Source organism: Peribacillus sp. GL_122, assembly GCF_057835005.1.
Window position 1 is genome coordinate 3,649,395 of the sequence record NZ_CM174415.1, and the last position, 14,951, is coordinate 3,664,345.

General features: G+C 41.3%; 16 protein-coding genes. All 16 read right to left on the bottom strand.

The genetic code is table 11. The features are described from left to right. Positions 1-20: 20 nt before the first annotated feature. The 16 genes from hpaI to AC3ISB_RS17630 all read right to left on the bottom strand — a co-directional run bounded on the left by hpaI (position 21) and on the right by AC3ISB_RS17630 (position 14,947). Positions 21-938 carry a 2,4-dihydroxyhept-2-ene-1,7-dioic acid aldolase gene (gene hpaI, locus AC3ISB_RS17555; RefSeq protein WP_098370752.1) on the bottom strand — a complete coding sequence of 306 codons (918 nt, stop codon included), beginning with the start codon at positions 936-938 and terminating at the stop codon, positions 21-23. A 109-nt stretch (positions 939-1,047) separates the two neighbouring features. Next, positions 1,048-1,725, bottom strand: a complete 678-nt coding sequence (locus tag AC3ISB_RS17560) for a GntR family transcriptional regulator (RefSeq protein ID WP_098370753.1) — start codon at positions 1,723-1,725, stop codon at positions 1,048-1,050. A gap of 236 nt (positions 1,726-1,961) precedes the next feature. Next, positions 1,962-3,146 carry a pyridoxal phosphate-dependent aminotransferase gene (locus AC3ISB_RS17565; RefSeq protein ID WP_098370754.1) on the bottom strand — a complete coding sequence of 395 codons (1,185 nt, stop codon included), beginning with the start codon at positions 3,144-3,146 and terminating at the stop codon, positions 1,962-1,964. Between the two features lie 19 nt (positions 3,147-3,165). Continuing rightward, positions 3,166-3,642, bottom strand: coding sequence for a cell wall elongation regulator TseB-like domain-containing protein (locus AC3ISB_RS17570; RefSeq protein WP_098370755.1), 477 nt, complete (start codon positions 3,640-3,642; stop codon positions 3,166-3,168). Between the two features lie 18 nt (positions 3,643-3,660). Beyond that, positions 3,661-3,831, bottom strand: coding sequence for a YpmA family protein (locus tag AC3ISB_RS17575; RefSeq protein ID WP_065310840.1), 171 nt, complete (start codon positions 3,829-3,831; stop codon positions 3,661-3,663). A 155-nt stretch (positions 3,832-3,986) separates the two neighbouring features. Then, entirely contained in the window at positions 3,987-6,767 is a 2,781-nt protein-coding gene (gene dinG, locus AC3ISB_RS17580) for an ATP-dependent DNA helicase DinG (RefSeq protein ID WP_480338689.1), read from the bottom strand. Between the two features lie 160 nt (positions 6,768-6,927). Continuing rightward, on the bottom strand, positions 6,928-7,311 hold the full coding sequence (gene panD / locus AC3ISB_RS17585; protein WP_098370757.1) for an aspartate 1-decarboxylase: 384 nt from the start codon (positions 7,309-7,311) through the stop codon (positions 6,928-6,930). Positions 7,312-7,336: 25 nt separating this feature from the next. Then, positions 7,337-8,185, bottom strand: coding sequence for a pantoate--beta-alanine ligase (panC, locus tag AC3ISB_RS17590; protein WP_098370758.1), 849 nt, complete (start codon positions 8,183-8,185; stop codon positions 7,337-7,339). Beyond that, positions 8,182-9,018: a 3-methyl-2-oxobutanoate hydroxymethyltransferase gene (panB, locus tag AC3ISB_RS17595; protein ID WP_098370759.1), complete on the bottom strand. Its 837-nt coding sequence runs from the start codon at positions 9,016-9,018 to the stop codon at positions 8,182-8,184. The genes panC and panB overlap by 4 nt, the downstream gene beginning before the upstream one ends. A 331-nt stretch (positions 9,019-9,349) precedes the next feature. Further along, positions 9,350-10,330, bottom strand: coding sequence for a biotin--[acetyl-CoA-carboxylase] ligase (locus tag AC3ISB_RS17600; protein ID WP_098370760.1), 981 nt, complete (start codon positions 10,328-10,330; stop codon positions 9,350-9,352). Then, positions 10,315-11,496: a CCA tRNA nucleotidyltransferase gene (locus AC3ISB_RS17605; RefSeq protein ID WP_489273793.1), complete on the bottom strand. Its 1,182-nt coding sequence runs from the start codon at positions 11,494-11,496 to the stop codon at positions 10,315-10,317. The genes AC3ISB_RS17600 and AC3ISB_RS17605 overlap by 16 nt, the downstream gene beginning before the upstream one ends. A gap of 13 nt (positions 11,497-11,509) precedes the next feature. Further along, complete coding sequence (gene bshA, locus AC3ISB_RS17610; RefSeq protein ID WP_480338687.1) at positions 11,510-12,649, bottom strand: N-acetyl-alpha-D-glucosaminyl L-malate synthase BshA; 1,140 nt, start codon at positions 12,647-12,649, stop codon at positions 11,510-11,512. Between the two features lie 4 nt (positions 12,650-12,653). After that, entirely contained in the window at positions 12,654-13,367 is a 714-nt protein-coding gene (gene bshB1 / locus AC3ISB_RS17615) for a bacillithiol biosynthesis deacetylase BshB1 (RefSeq protein WP_489273794.1), read from the bottom strand. Beyond that, entirely contained in the window at positions 13,351-13,776 is a 426-nt protein-coding gene (locus AC3ISB_RS17620; protein ID WP_141993559.1) for a methylglyoxal synthase, read from the bottom strand. The genes bshB1 and AC3ISB_RS17620 overlap by 17 nt, the downstream gene beginning before the upstream one ends. A gap of 18 nt (positions 13,777-13,794) precedes the next feature. Continuing rightward, the gene (gene dapB, locus AC3ISB_RS17625; protein WP_098370765.1) at positions 13,795-14,595 is read right to left on the bottom strand and encodes a 4-hydroxy-tetrahydrodipicolinate reductase; all 801 of its coding nucleotides are present in this window, start codon (positions 14,593-14,595) and stop codon (positions 13,795-13,797) included. After that, positions 14,588-14,947, bottom strand: a complete 360-nt coding sequence (locus AC3ISB_RS17630) for a nucleotide pyrophosphohydrolase (RefSeq protein WP_098370844.1) — start codon at positions 14,945-14,947, stop codon at positions 14,588-14,590. Before AC3ISB_RS17630 ends, dapB begins: the two co-directional genes overlap by 8 nt. Between the last annotated feature and the right edge of the window lie 4 nt (positions 14,948-14,951).

Consider the following 14,951-nt stretch of genomic DNA (forward strand, 5'->3'; position numbering starts at 1 on the left):
CAATCTTCCCAATCTAGCAATTATGACTGGATTATTTGGTCAATCAACCCGTATGATTGAAGGGTTTCACGCAGTTCTTTTTCCAATGGTTCCGAAGGCGGTCCCATAGGCGGCCTTAATGCAGGATTGATTTTCCCCATCATCCCCATCGCAGCTTTTAATGGTCCTGGATTGGTTTCTTTAAACAAGACATCATTCAATGGCATTAATTTGTAATGGAGGTCAAGTGCCTTATCCACGTCACCCTCCACCCAAAGGTTATAAATTTCCGCAACTTCTTTAGGAGTGATATTTGCAGTAGCACTTATATGTCCTGCCCCTCCAATAGCCAACATTGGATAGCATAATAATTCGATGCCCGAATATAAGAGAAAATCCCTTCCGCAATTCAATAAGACACGGTTCACATGTTCGAAATCTTTATTAGATTCCTTTACACCAATAATATTTTTACAATCTTCAGCAAGACGTGCCAATGTCTTCACTTCTAAATTCGTCGCCGTTCTTCCGGGAATGTTATAAACGATAAGCGGGATATCAACAGAATCGGCTACCGTTTTAAAATGATTGTAAAGTGCCTGTTGATTCGGTTTATTGTAATAAGGAACGATGACTAAAGCAGCATCCGCGCCCATTTCCTGTGCCCTTTTTGTCAAATGCAACGTTTCTTTCTGATTGGCAGATCCAGTACCTGGTGCAACTGGAACACGGGCTTTTGCTGCTTTAATAGCCGTTTCCATCACTAATTCCCGTTCCTCAATCGTAAGTGAACTCGGCTCGCCGGTAGTACCGCAAACCGAGATTCCATGGGAACCGCTTTCAATGTGCCAGTTTACTAGATTTTCAATTGCCTTTACATCAACTTCCATCTTTTCATCAAACGGAGTGATAACGGGAGCGATGGATCCTCTTAAACGACTTTTGATTTCCTCGTACATTTTTTCTACCACCTTTTAATTATTGGAATATTCGGAATAATTTAAGTGAAAAAATCGGCTTTGCTTTTATGAATAATCGATCGACTATTATAAAACAAAGCCTAGGTCATCAAAGTGCCTGATCGTGTTTAGTTTCCGCCCTCTGCTTGAATGTGCTGATGGCATTCAGTTTATGCTTTCTCACCAATGATTCAATTTCTTCAAAAGATGCTTTTTCCTTTAGAAGCTTTATGATGCTTTCATGTTCGCGAATCGATTGGACTGCGCGTTGCGGAACCATGGTGAACATGGACTTTCTGACCCTATTCATTCTTTGTTGCGCCTGTTTAATTTCTTCCTTTAAAAAGGAATTTCCGCACTTTTCATAAATTTCCGCATGGAAACATTCGTTTAACTTACCAAACAGCTCTAATTCAAAGTTATGGAGGGCTTTTTCCATTTCTTTGTTTAAATTAATTAGATTTTCAAAATCATGATCATTCATAGTTAAAGAACTTAAGGCAGCAGCATATCCTTCAAGCAAAGATAAAACAGAAAGAGTTTCAATGTATTCGCTCTCATTAATGCTTGTAACCACCGCTCCACTATAAGGCTTATATTGAATAAGGCCATCAGATTCCAGTTGTCTGATCGCTTCCCTGACAGGAATCGGACTTAAACTAAGTTCTTTTGCCGTTTGATCGATAATGATCCGCTGTCCAGAACCATATGTTCCATCCAAAATTAATTTACGAAGGTGCTCATAAGCTATTTGCTTTTTGCTGGGGTTTTTGTTTTTCTCTTCCATATTTTCATCATATATGAAATCATATATGATTGCAATCGATTTTTATTAAAAATCATATATGATTTTTACTTTTCTTTACAAGCTTGTTTTGCCATAAATAATGACCTTTTCCTTTTCCATAGTGAAGTGAGCTAAAACGCTTATCATGTCTTCTTCCCGAAAGTGCCATATCGAAATACAAACAAAAAAACCTGCAGACCCTGATGTAGCCAGGTAGTCTGCAGGTTATTTAAAAATTATGCCATTTTTGATTTAACGAATGAATGTATTCTTTCAACTGCTGCTTCCAGCAGCTCCAATGAAGTTGCATAAGAGAGTCTGATGTTATCGGGTGCACCAAACCCTGAACCTGGAATTACAGCCACTTGAGCTTCTTCCAGCAACGCAGTCGTAAATTCCTCGACATTGCTGTACCCTGTTAATTCAACTGCACGTTTAACGTTCGGGAATAAATAAAATGCCCCTTGTGGTTTAATGCAGCTGATCCCTGGAATTTCAACCAATTTATCATATATCTTATTCAAACGGCCTTCAAATGACTGACGCATTTCTTCAACAGGCTCCTGTGTGCCTTCATAAGCGGCAATCGCACCATATTGAGCAGTTGTGGTAGGATTGGATGTGCTATGGCTTGCAAGGTTCGTCATTGCTTTAATGATGGACTCATCACCGGCTGCATAACCAATTCTCCAGCCAGTCATCGAATGCGATTTAGAAACACCATTGATGATGATCGTTTGCTTTTTCAATTCAGGTGAAATCTCTGCAATGGATGTATGTTTAGCATTTCCATAAACCAATTTTTCGTAAATTTCGTCGGAAACAATCAAGATATCATGAGCCAGGCAAACTTCCCCGATAGCTGCCAATTCTTCCTTGGAATAAAGCATGCCCGTTGGATTGCTTGGAGAGTTGATGATAACCGCTTTCGTTTTTTCGGTAATTGCTTGTTCTAATTGTTCTTTAGTGATTTTATATTGATTTTCTTCCGTACCGACTACATAAACTGGTTTACCGTCAGCAAGCTTGATTTGCTCAGGATAGCTAACCCAATATGGTATCGGAACAATGACTTCATCTTCTTCATCCAGGATAGCTTGAAACAATGTGTAAAGCGCGTGCTTTGCACCAGAGCCAACTACAATTTCAGACGGCTTGTAATCCAAGCCTTGATCACGCTTCAATTTAGCCGCAATTGCTTCTTTTAGCTTCGGCAGACCAGCGGATGGCGTGTATTTAGTTTGACCTTCATTCATGGAAAGCAGTGCTGCATCTATGATATGTTTGGGCGTATTATAGTCTGGTTCACCAGCACCCAAACCAATTATATCTAGACCTTGGGCCTTAAGTTCCTTTGCTTTTGCCGTGATGGCCAATGTTGTTGATGGCGTTAATGACTGAACGCGGTTCGCTAATTTCATTTTAATTTAATCCTCCATTCTAAATGCTTCGATAATACTTCAACCATTCCCCAGTTTTAAAATCATAATAGTCATAGTTAAAACGCTCGGATTCATCAAGATACGTTACTTCCCAAAGCGGAACGTTCTTTTCCATGCCTAGCTTAACCGAAATAATTTTTTGGGGATTAAGCTTTTCTTTGACAATGTTTAAGATTTCTTGTTTTGATTTACCATCTTTATAGTTTTCCACTACTATTTCTTTCTTCTTGTCCTCAGGAAGCCAGACTATTTTTTTAGTCCCTTTTTCTCCCTTACCAATGATTACAGAGTATGAATCCTGCCCATTATAAAGGTAAAATTCTTCCATGGTCACAAGGCCGCCCTCTTCCTTTGCCTTTTTGAAAGCTTCATTACCAGCCTCTTTTTTAGGCTGCAACGCTTTAATATATGCCCCGCTGACAAATCCGATAAAACAAAGGACCAGGATAGAAGCAATAATCAACCATTTTTTCAAAGCTGCTTTTCCTTCTTTCTATGTACGATAAATTGTAAATATCGCTTTTTCTTGATCTTGGGAATCCAGTGCCAGGCCGAACATTAAGTCATCTTTTTTCAATGTTCGATTCAAAGAATCCACAATTTTATACAGATCAGGAGAATGTTGCAACCTGACTGTTGAAATTACTTCGATTTTACTTTCCATGAAAACGCCCCTCCATTTTAATAATTTGTCAACAACCACTGGTATGAATAGGATTTGAAGGCTTTACCACCTATCACATTATACCAGCTCAAAGATTATTTTTCTTTATAAATTCTTAAAAATTCATTTTAGATTAAGAATGATTTAAAGATTCTTTAAATCCACTCTTCTATCATTTCAGCCATTTCTGTTATTGAGGCTTGGTGCCAGTCCACTTCTGGAATGGCCTTTTGAAATTCAGGTCCATATTTGGCAGTGATGATGCGGCGATCAAGAATTACCAAAATCCCTTTATCTTTTGGAGTGCGTATAAGCCTGCCGAAACCTTGCCGGAACCTTAATAGGGCTTCAGGTAATGAATACGCAGAGAAAGGATTGCGCCCTTGCTTCTCAAGAAGTTGGCATTTTGCAGCTGTCACTGGTTCATCCGGTGGCGAAAAAGGAAGCCTGACAATGATTAAACAAGATAAATCCTCGCCGGGGATATCGACGCCTTCCCATAGGCTGGTTGTCCCAAACAGGACGGCTTTCTCGAAGTTTTGGAAATTCCTGAGCAGCCTCATCCGGCTTCCGCCAGAAATCCCCTGGGCAAACAGCGTGAACTCATCCAGTACGCCACTGTCTTTGATGGAATGATAGGTTGCCCGCAGCATTTCATGCGAGGTGAATAATACCATCATTCTCCCTTTCGCTGCCTGAGCGGCAGCAATAATATGATTTGCCGCTGTTTCGGAGAATTCCTCCACCGATAAGCAATTGATATCTGGTAGATCATTTGGAACCAGTACCTTTACGAGTTCCTTATATGGAAAGGGTGAAGGTAAACTTGCTGTCTGCATTGGCTCATTCTCTAAACCGAGTTGTTCTTTAAAATACTTAAAAGAATCCTTCACCACGAGGGTTGCCGATGTCATGACCACACTCTTTTGGCGCCCGAAATAGGAATCCCATAGCCGTTTACTTCCTGCAATCGGCTGAACCGTCAAAGTCACCCCATGCTGGGGTGCTGCATTCGTATAATCAAGCCAATAAATATTTTCTTCATGCGGCTTGATGAAAAATTCATGCAAGGAGTCCCTGGTATCCTGTAAATTTCCAAGCAGCACCTCTATATCATTCAAGTGAAATAATGAATTTTTTCCTAAGGGGGACTCATTATTCAATAAAAGGGCCAATCTTTTCTCTAACTGCGTGATGATGTATCCTAATAAATCCACCAATCGCTCAGCGACCAGAATCGCTTTACCCCATCTTCCATCATCTATTTTGAATGAAAGCCGTTTCGGACTCATGGAACGTGAAAGTTTTTCCGCCTGATTGGAGATATAATAAAAAAGCTGTTCGAATTCATACGAAAAATCACTAAGCTTTTGATCTAATTCATGCGTAGACTTCCCATCCGTCAGTCCATTATTTAAGAGCATCCTGTCCAATTTATATAATAATTGCTTTTGATCTGATGTCCCTAGTCTGTTCAAAACCGTCTTCACCGAAATGTAATTAAGCCTGCTCCCAAGCTGTTTAGATGCAGCCTGTTCCAAATGGTGTGCTTCATCGAGAATCAAATACCCTTTTTTTGGAATCAAGGCGTCTTCTGTAAGCAGATCCGTCATTAAAAACGAATGGTTAGTAATGATGATATCCGCCTTGGCAGCTGTTCTTTTTGCCCGTTCAAAAAAATCCAATTCAAGCCAGGGCTGTTTTAAACCGGCGTATGTAAGACCATCACTTTGAAGCCTATTCCAAAATAACTGACCGCCGCTAGTGAGATTCAATTCATCTTTATCGCCTGTTACGGTTTCAGTGAGCCAAACCAATATCTGCATTTTCGTTAATGCCGTTTCATAATTATCTTCCTTTTCACGCAATGCCCTTTCGAACTTTGCCAAGCTCAAATAATTACTTCTCCCCTTAAGTAAAACAGCTTGAAATGTAAAGGGAAGGATTTTCTTAAGCTTAGGAACCTCGTTTTGAAGAAGTTGATCCTGTAGCTGAAGCGTATACGTCGAAACGACAACAGGTTTATGATGTTTTTTTGCAAAATAAACAGCCGGAAGCAAATAGCCTATGGATTTTCCAATACCTGTCCCAGCTTCAATGATTGCATCCTGGCTGGATTCGAAGGAATGGTGAATCATGTTCATCATATCAAGTTGTCCGCTTCTTGCTTCAAAGGCAGGGAATGCACTTTGAAGCATGGCTATTTTTTCCTCATCATCGAGCGGGAATTTCGATTCCGTGTCTTTATGATTACCTTCGTCTTCGGCCTTTTTAAATGCAAGGCCCCTATAAGTAATAAGATCAGGTGAATGGACTTCTGCTTTAGCAAGTTTGCTTGCAATGCAAGCATCTATTAATTCGGAAACCTCACTTTGTAAGGAATAAGATAATCGATATAACTGTTTAAGTGTCATGACTGGAAGGTTCATCAGCTTTTTTTTCAATTCCAACAATAATAAAGCGGTGGCATATGCATCACTATCCGCTTGATGGGGCCTGGAATGATCCAGGTTTTCTTCTTTAGCCAGCTGGTGCAGCTTATATCCATCGGATGTTGGTTTTAATATTTTCGCTAACTCTACTGTATCAAGGGTGGAACCATAAAACGGCTCAAACCCGCATCGTACTAGTTCTTCCTGTAAAAAAGATAAATCAAATAAAACATTATGGGCAACAAAACAAGCCCCTTCTATAAGCCGGGCAATATTTTCTGCAACATCTTCAAAGTCAGGTGCATTTTTTACCGTCTCGTTGCTTATTCCGGTCAATTCTTCAATAAACAAGGAAATTTCCTGTCCAGGGTGGATGAATGTCGAGTATTCATCCACAATTTGGTCGTTTTCGATGACCACGCCAGCAAATTGTATAATCCTATCTCCTTTTTTCGGAGAATTCCCTGTTGTTTCCAAATCAACCACTACATATCGTTGCATCATGAATTGTACACCTCAAACTTCGCTTTCTCCACTTCCTGATGGAATTCTCTTATCTTTTTTATACCATAATAATCGTAATAAAGGAAACAAGCCGTTCATCAAAAGACTAAAAGGGCCGGCAACTGTATGCATGATTCATGCACATGTGCCGGCCCCCCGCTTACATGATTGTAGCTGCAGGTTCGTTTGAAATCAAATCAATGATTTTGTTGTTTTCATCCATGATCGCAACTTTTGGTTTGTGCTCTCCCAGTTTATCCTCTGAAACCATTACATAAGAAATGATTATCACGATATCATCCGGCTGCACCAGTCTAGCTGCCGCTCCATTCAAACACACTACACCGCTACCCCGTTCACCCGCAATCACATACGTTTCAAGTCGTGCACCATTATTATTATTCACGATGGCGACTTTTTCGTTAGGCAGAATACCCACCGCATCAATTATGTTTTCATCAATCGTAATGCTGCCTACATAATTCAAATTAGCTTCAGTTACCCGTGCACGGTGAATTTTTCCATTCATCATCGTTCGAAACATCTCAATTCCCCCTGATTTTCATGAATTATTCTACATATAAGGTGATATTATCAATTAGTCTTGCATGCTTGAACTTTACAGCCAATGCAATGATGACGTTTCCTGCAAGCGATTCAAGTGGTTTAAGTTCCGGATATTGATAGACTTCAATATAGTCGATCACTCCACTTGTTTGGGCAGCAATATGTTCTCTTACTAAGGCCGTGACGGTTGCTGCATTTCTTTCACCTGATTCAACCGCCTCTTTGGCCTTTAATAAACTTTGGTACAGCTCTTTAGCCTCCATGCGCTCTTGATCTGATAGGTTAACATTTCGCGAGCTCTTTGCTAACCCATCTTCTTCGCGAACGGTATCTACAGCAACAAGCTGGATAGGGAAATTAAAGTCTTTGATCAGTCCATCTATCACGGCGACTTGCTGGGCATCCTTCTTACCAAAGTAAGCTCTATCAGGAAGGATGATATTGAAGAATTTCGTTAAGACCGTCGCTACACCATCAAAGTGTCCAGGCCTTTGTCTCCCGCATAAAACATCCGTCCTGCTTTGGACAACAACCTTCACAGATGGTTCTTCACCGTACATTTCGTGGACTGTTGGATAGAAGATATAATCCACTCCGCCATTTGCTGCGACATTTTCATCCCGTTCCAAATCCCGCGGATATGTTTCAAAATCCTCATTAGGTCCAAATTGCATCGGATTCACAAAAATACTCAATACCACAATATCATTTTCTTTGCGGGCCTTTTCCAAAAGGGTTGCATGCCCCTCATGTAAAAACCCCATTGTCGCTACATAGCCAATGCTTTTGTGATTGTTTTTTTCCTCTCTGAGTGCCAGTTGCAAATCAGCAGCTGATGTAAAAGTTTTCATCTTTTCCCTCCATAAAGTTCAGAAAGCTGCTCTTCCTTCATTGTAAAAGTATGTTCTTCCGACGGAAAATCTTTAGATTTCACTTCATTCACAAAGCTTGTAATCGATTGACCAATCAGTTCATTTGCATCTCCATAAACTTTTACGAATTTCGCTAGCCGGTCTACCCCATACTTGATGACATCATGGTAAACGAGGACTTGACCATCCGTTTCTGCTCCTGCCCCAATTCCAATGGTTGGAATTTCCAGGTTCCGTGTGACGAGTTCCCCCACTTGATGTGGAACACATTCAAATACTACTGCCATCGCCCCTGCCGCTTCACACTTTTTCGCATCTTCCAAGAGCTGTGCTGCACTTTCGGCATCTTTTCCTTGCACTTTATATCCGCCCAGAACTCCGACTGATTGAGGAGTCAAGCCAAGATGGGCTACAACAGGGATGCCCGCCTTCGTCAATGCTGATATTTTTTCAACAACATCATCCGCGCCCTCAAGCTTCACGGCATCCGCATGACCTTCCTGCATGATTCGGGCTGCATTCTTGAGTGTTTCATCCATAGATAGGTGATAGCTCATAAAGGGCATGTCCGTCACGACAAATGTATTTGGTGCCCCGCGTTTTACTGCCTTTGTATGATGGATCATGTCATTCACCGTAACTGGAATCGTTGATTCATATCCCAATACGACCATTCCTAAAGAATCGCCGACTAAAATCATGTCCACACCTGATTGTTCGGCTAACTTTGCTGACGGGTAATCATAAGCCGTCAGCATGACAATTTTCTCTTGATTTTGTTTCATCTTCAAAAAATCTCCGGACAATTTCATTACGTTTCCTCCTTTTGATGGAGGAGATGAAAACATCAGCGAAAACTGGTGTCTATACATTCATGCGCAAAAAAAAGACTGACTAAAAAAGTATCTGTTTCGCTACGAAAAATGGCTTAAAAAGCCAAATATCGACACAGACTTATCTTTTAGTCAATCTTTGTTTCATCAGAAGTTTCATCCCTCCGTCCCCGTCCAGTTCTCTGGATCAAGGCAGATTTTCAAATAATTTGGTATTTATGGGGGTGCAGTTCACATTAGATACTGCCCAATTGCATTATATCAAGCCAAATTAAAAATTTCTATTTAATTTTTACGAATTTGACAAAATCTACTGAATTTCAATATCTGCAGAATATATCGAGTGTACGGTTCCTTTTCCGTCTTCAAGAAGTAAAACGCCTGAATCCGTTATGCCCAATGCTTTTCCGACAATTGTGTCATTAACGGTACTGGCTTTGATAACCTGGCCAAGACTGATCGCATAACTTTCCCATAAATCCTTTATTGGCATGAAGCCTTGATCTAAATAGAGTTCGTACAAATTTTCGAGACGGAACAATGCTCGTTGAATGACCTTGGACCTTGAAACCGTCCCTCCACTTTCTATGAGAAGGGAAGAAGCCTTTTCCTGCAGTTCTTCAGGAAAATCCTCCAATTGCTGATTGATATTCATTCCAATTCCGACAATGACAGAATGGATTCTATCTGACTCCGCCTGCATCTCCGTCAGGATGCCCACCACTTTCTTGCGATTCACCAAAATATCATTCGGCCACTTTATTTGTGGCTTCAAATCAGTGGTATCCTCTATAGCCTGAGCCACAGCGACTGCTGCCAATAATGTAAGTTGCGGAGCCTCATGAATCGGGATTTTCGGTCTTAGGATCAGACTCATCCATATGCCGCTGAATTTCGGGGAATGCCAAGATCTCATTAGCCTTCCTTTTCCGGATAACTGCTCCTCGGCAACGACGAGGGTTCCCTCCTGAACGCCTTCATTTGCTAGTTGATGCGCAATTTTTTGAGTGGATTCTACAGTTTCCTGATAGTGGATCATCTTGCCGATCGTTTTTGTTTCCAAGCCAAGTTGTATTTCGCTCTCTGACACTTTTTCCGGAGCTGATATGATCCGGTAGCCTTTTTTCCTAACGGCTTCCACGTTATATCCTTCACTGCGTAGGTCTTCTATATGCTTCCAGACAGCTGTGCGCGAACAGCCAATGTATTCAGCAATTTCCTGACCGGATATGAACGCACCATCCGCTTTCGAGAGGGCTTCCATCAGCTTTGTTCTTAACTCAGATTGCATTTCACCAGCCACCTCTTAATTTCTTCTTTATCATTTCTTAATTCCTCATTCAAGACCGCTTTCAATATTTTTTCCAAGTATTCTTTGACCCATGGACCTGGCTTTTCTTGATTCCAATTCAATAAATCCGTCCCCGTAACGGCAAGATCCGACATTTGTTTAATAATAAGTTCATTGTAGCGCCGATGTGCATTCTCCTCCGCATCCGATACATTACCGCCAGTCAGGGCCGCCTTGACTTTAGCAGCTTGTACAGTTACGCCATGACCTGCCTGAAATACATCGATGGCTGATGGTTCTTTCTTCACTAGCTGTATCGTACGTTGAATGTTTCTTATCGTTTTCAATGGCAGCTTCCATGACCTCAAAGCCTTTTCCAGTTCCTGATCCTTTGTGTGAACCATGATTATAGACCATATTTCTGCCGCTTTTAGCTGATGAAGAGGCAGGTTCAGTAAGTCCATTAAATGATCTTTTTTACTGGAGAATAGAGGCAGGTATTGATATAATCCGCTTTCCAGCAAGAGTGAGAAAGCCCTTATCTTATTGGAGCCGGCCACTAGCTTCTCAAATTCAACCAGGATTCTTTCGACAGCGATTTCACTGATGATCTGGGCGTTCTCTTTAAGGGAATCAAAGGTTTCTTGATCCAGGTCAAAATCAAGTTGACTGACGAACCTTAAAGCACGCATCATTCTCAATGCATCCTCATGAAACCTTTCATGCGGGTTGCCAACCGTGATAATCCTTTTTTCTGTCAAATCACGCTTACCATTAAATGGATCGATGATCTTTCCGGTCTTGTCCATTGCCATTGCATTCATCGTAAAATCTCTTCTTTGCAAATCCTCAGTCAAAGAACGGACAAATTGTACAGAATCGGGTCTGCGAAAGTCCGAATACCCGCTTTCCGTTCTAAACGTCGTAATTTCGTATGTACCCGTATCCGTAATGACAAGCAAGGTTCCGTGGTCGATTCCAATATCAGCCGTATTAGGAAAAATCCTTTTGATTTCCTGGGGTGTTGCGGAAGTGGCCATGTCCACATCGTTTATGGGCCTGCCAAGGATATAATCCCTTACAGAGCCGCCAACGAAATAAGCCTCGTATCCAGCTTCTTCAATCACTTCAAGAATGGGTACTGATTTTAAGAATAACCGATCCATCAGCATCCCCTCCCTATTCCATGGATTTACCTTCAAGTGCTTGAATGTAGATGGCTTCATACTCTGACATGATCGTATCGGAGTGAAAATCAGTATTGGCCCTTTCCATCGCAGCTTCAGAAAAGCGTTTATGTAAAATCGGGTCGCTTAAAAGTCCAACCGCTTTTTCAGCAACCATATTGACATCTCCCAATTCACAAATATAACCAGTCTCCCCATCAACGATGACTTCAGGAATTCCTCCGATATTCGTCCCGATACAAGGAACTCCACATGCCATCGCCTCAAGCAACACAAGTCCGAAACTCTCTTTTTCCGATAACAGGAATATCAAATCACTGATTGAATATAATTCGGCAAGGTTATCCTGCTTACCAAGAAACAAGACCGAATCATCGATTCCAAGATCTTTAGCCAATTTCAATACGGTTGTCACTTCTGGCCCGTCTCCTACAAGTAGAAGCTTTGCAGGCATTTTCTTTTGAGTTAAATAAAACGCCTGGATAACGTCTTTCACTCGCTTGACCGAACGGAAATTCGAAACATGGATGATCACTTTTTCATCTTCACTGATTCCGTATTCATCCTTAAGGTAATCGGAATTAGATTTATGGTAATCTCTCTCATCAATAAAATTATAGACGGTTTTGATTTCCTTTTCCGGCGCGATTAATTCGTGCGTTTGCTGAACAAGGGAATTAGATACTCCTGTAACGACATCTGATTGCTCTATCCCGAATTTTATTAAATTGGTCAATGAGGGATCATGGCCTAATACGGTTATGTCCGTACCATGCAGTGTGGTTACGATCTTTACTTCATTACCTGACATCTGCTTTGCAAGGATCGCACAAACAGCATGTGGAATTGCATAATGAACGTGAAGGATATCTAATTTCTCCCGTTTTACGACATCCGCTATCTTGCTAGCAAGAGCCAGGTCATATGGTGGATATTGAAAAACTGAATACGAGTTCACTTCAACCTGGTGATAAAAAATATTACAGTACATCTTATTCAAGCGAAAAGGGAGGCTTGAAGAAATGAAATGTATTTCATGTCCTTTTTCTGCAAGCATCTTACCTAATTCAGTTGCTACGACACCAGAACCCCCAACTGTAGGGTAACAGGTAATTCCAATTTTTAATTTCATAAGCTTATTTTTCTCCTAACAAGTCGGCATCGATCAGTAACGGTTTTTTTGTCATGAATCCCTCCGCATAGGCGACACCCACTTCTTTACCGAACATCCGCTCCCGTGACTCTACAGTCTCGATATATCCATTAACTAGCGGTGTTTCTACAGATATTTGACTTTTTTCGAATTGGCTGCCATATGCCCTAAGGCTATCCAGCTTTTTCGATATTGTAGAAGTGATGTCCACGACGAAGTCCGGTTTGTGAAACCCATTGATCATATAATAGTACATATTTTGGACACGATGAGAATCCAGGCCTTCTTCTTCCATATACTTTCTTACTCCTGCCGAAAAAACTGCTTCCTCCACTAATTTGGCACAGTTACCATGATCCGGATGGCGATCTTCCAAAAATGGGGCAAATACAAGGGCAGGTTTATATTGCCGAATGACCGTAATGATTTGATTTATGTATTCCGCTTTCATGTATAGTCCCCGGTCGGGTAAATCAAGGGAAATCCTCGTCACCCCAAGGATTTCAGCAGCCTTATGCGCTTCCTCTTGCCGCAATGGAACGGTTCCATTGGATGACATTTCAGCTTTTGTCAAATCACAAATGACAATTTCCCTGCCTTGTTGCACATATTTAGCGATTGTGCCGCCCATACCGATTTCAACATCATCCGCATGTGCGCCAAAAGCCAGGATATCTATGTTACTTTTGTTTTTCATTTATCTCACCTTGTTTTTGCCGTAGTTTTAGCCAGTCCATATACCCATGTTTCAATCCTTGTATAAGCACTTCTGCTGTGCCCATATTTGTCGCCAAGGGAATTTCATATACATCTGATAGTCGTATAAGCGCCGATACATCAGGTTCATGAGGCTGTGATGTCAAAGGATCGCGGAAAAATAGGACCATGTCCATTTCTCCGCGTGCAATCATTGCACCTATTTCCTGATCCCCGCCAAGAGGTCCTGAATGAAAACGATGGACAGGCAGTGATACTTCTTCCATGATTCTTTTCCCGGTCGTACCTGTTGCAAATAATTCATGCTGCTCAAATACAGCTTTATAGGCTGTTACAAATTGAATGATATCTTCTTTTTTCTTATCATGGGCAATTAAGGCAATTTTCATCGTAAATCCTCCTGATCCCTATTCGATAATATTTTCCAGGCCGTATACAAGAACATCCAATTTCATGACGGTATCGACAGCAAGTTTGACTCCTGACATGAAGGACGCTCGATTAAAGGAATCATGCCGAACCGTCAATAGCTCTCCATCACTTCCGAAAAGCACCTGTTGATGGGCAACCAGTCCCGGTAGCCGTACACTGTGGATATGCATGCCATCTACATTTGCACCTCTTGCCCCCTGGATGGTTTCTTTTTCATTAGGGTGCCCCTGTTGTTTTGTTTCACGTACCGCTGCAATCATGTCTGCCGTTTTGGAAGCAGTGCCAGAAGGTGCATCCAGTTTTTGATCATGGTGCATTTCTATGATTTCTACATCAGGGAAATACTTTGCAGCCATTTGGGAAAACTTCATCATCAAAATGGCTCCAATTGCAAAGTTTGGCGCGATGATGCAACCAATGCCCTTTTCTTTTGTTAATGAATCCAGTTTCGCTAAATCTTCCTTAGTAAAACCAGTCGTTCCCACTACAGGGCGGATACCATGATTAAGTGCCGTTTCGGTATGGAACATCCCCACTTCCGGTGTGGTCAAATCGATCAATACGTCCGCCTTTATAGAAGAAAAACATTCATTTATATCCGAAAAAACCGGCGCTTCAATACCGTGAAAACCTTCTATCGCGGAGATGCTTTCCCCGTTATGCTTGCGATCTATGACAGCTGCCAATTCAAACCCTTCTGTCCTATGTACAAGCTTCACCGCTTCATTTCCCATTCTGCCACGTGGACCAGCTACAATCACTTTCACTTTACTCATCTTTACCTTCCTCCTCCATTTTCTCTTCTTTTCTTGTCCATCTATCTTTATCGCGGGTTGTAAACTTTTCCATGACCAAATCATGCGAGTTTTGAAGGTCAATCCCTAAAGAATTGGCAAAACAAATCAACACAAAAAGCATGTCCCCTAATTCCGCTTCAATCGAATTCTCTTCCTCTGTTGCCTTCTTTGGTTTTTCACCATGGTAATGATTGACTTCCCTAGCCAATTCACCAAGTTCTTCAGACAAGCGGGCGAGCATGGCTAGAGGGCTGAAATATCCTTCTTTAAATTGTCCTATGTATTGGTCGACTTCCGCTTGCATTTGTTGGATCGTCTTATGCTTTTCCATATCG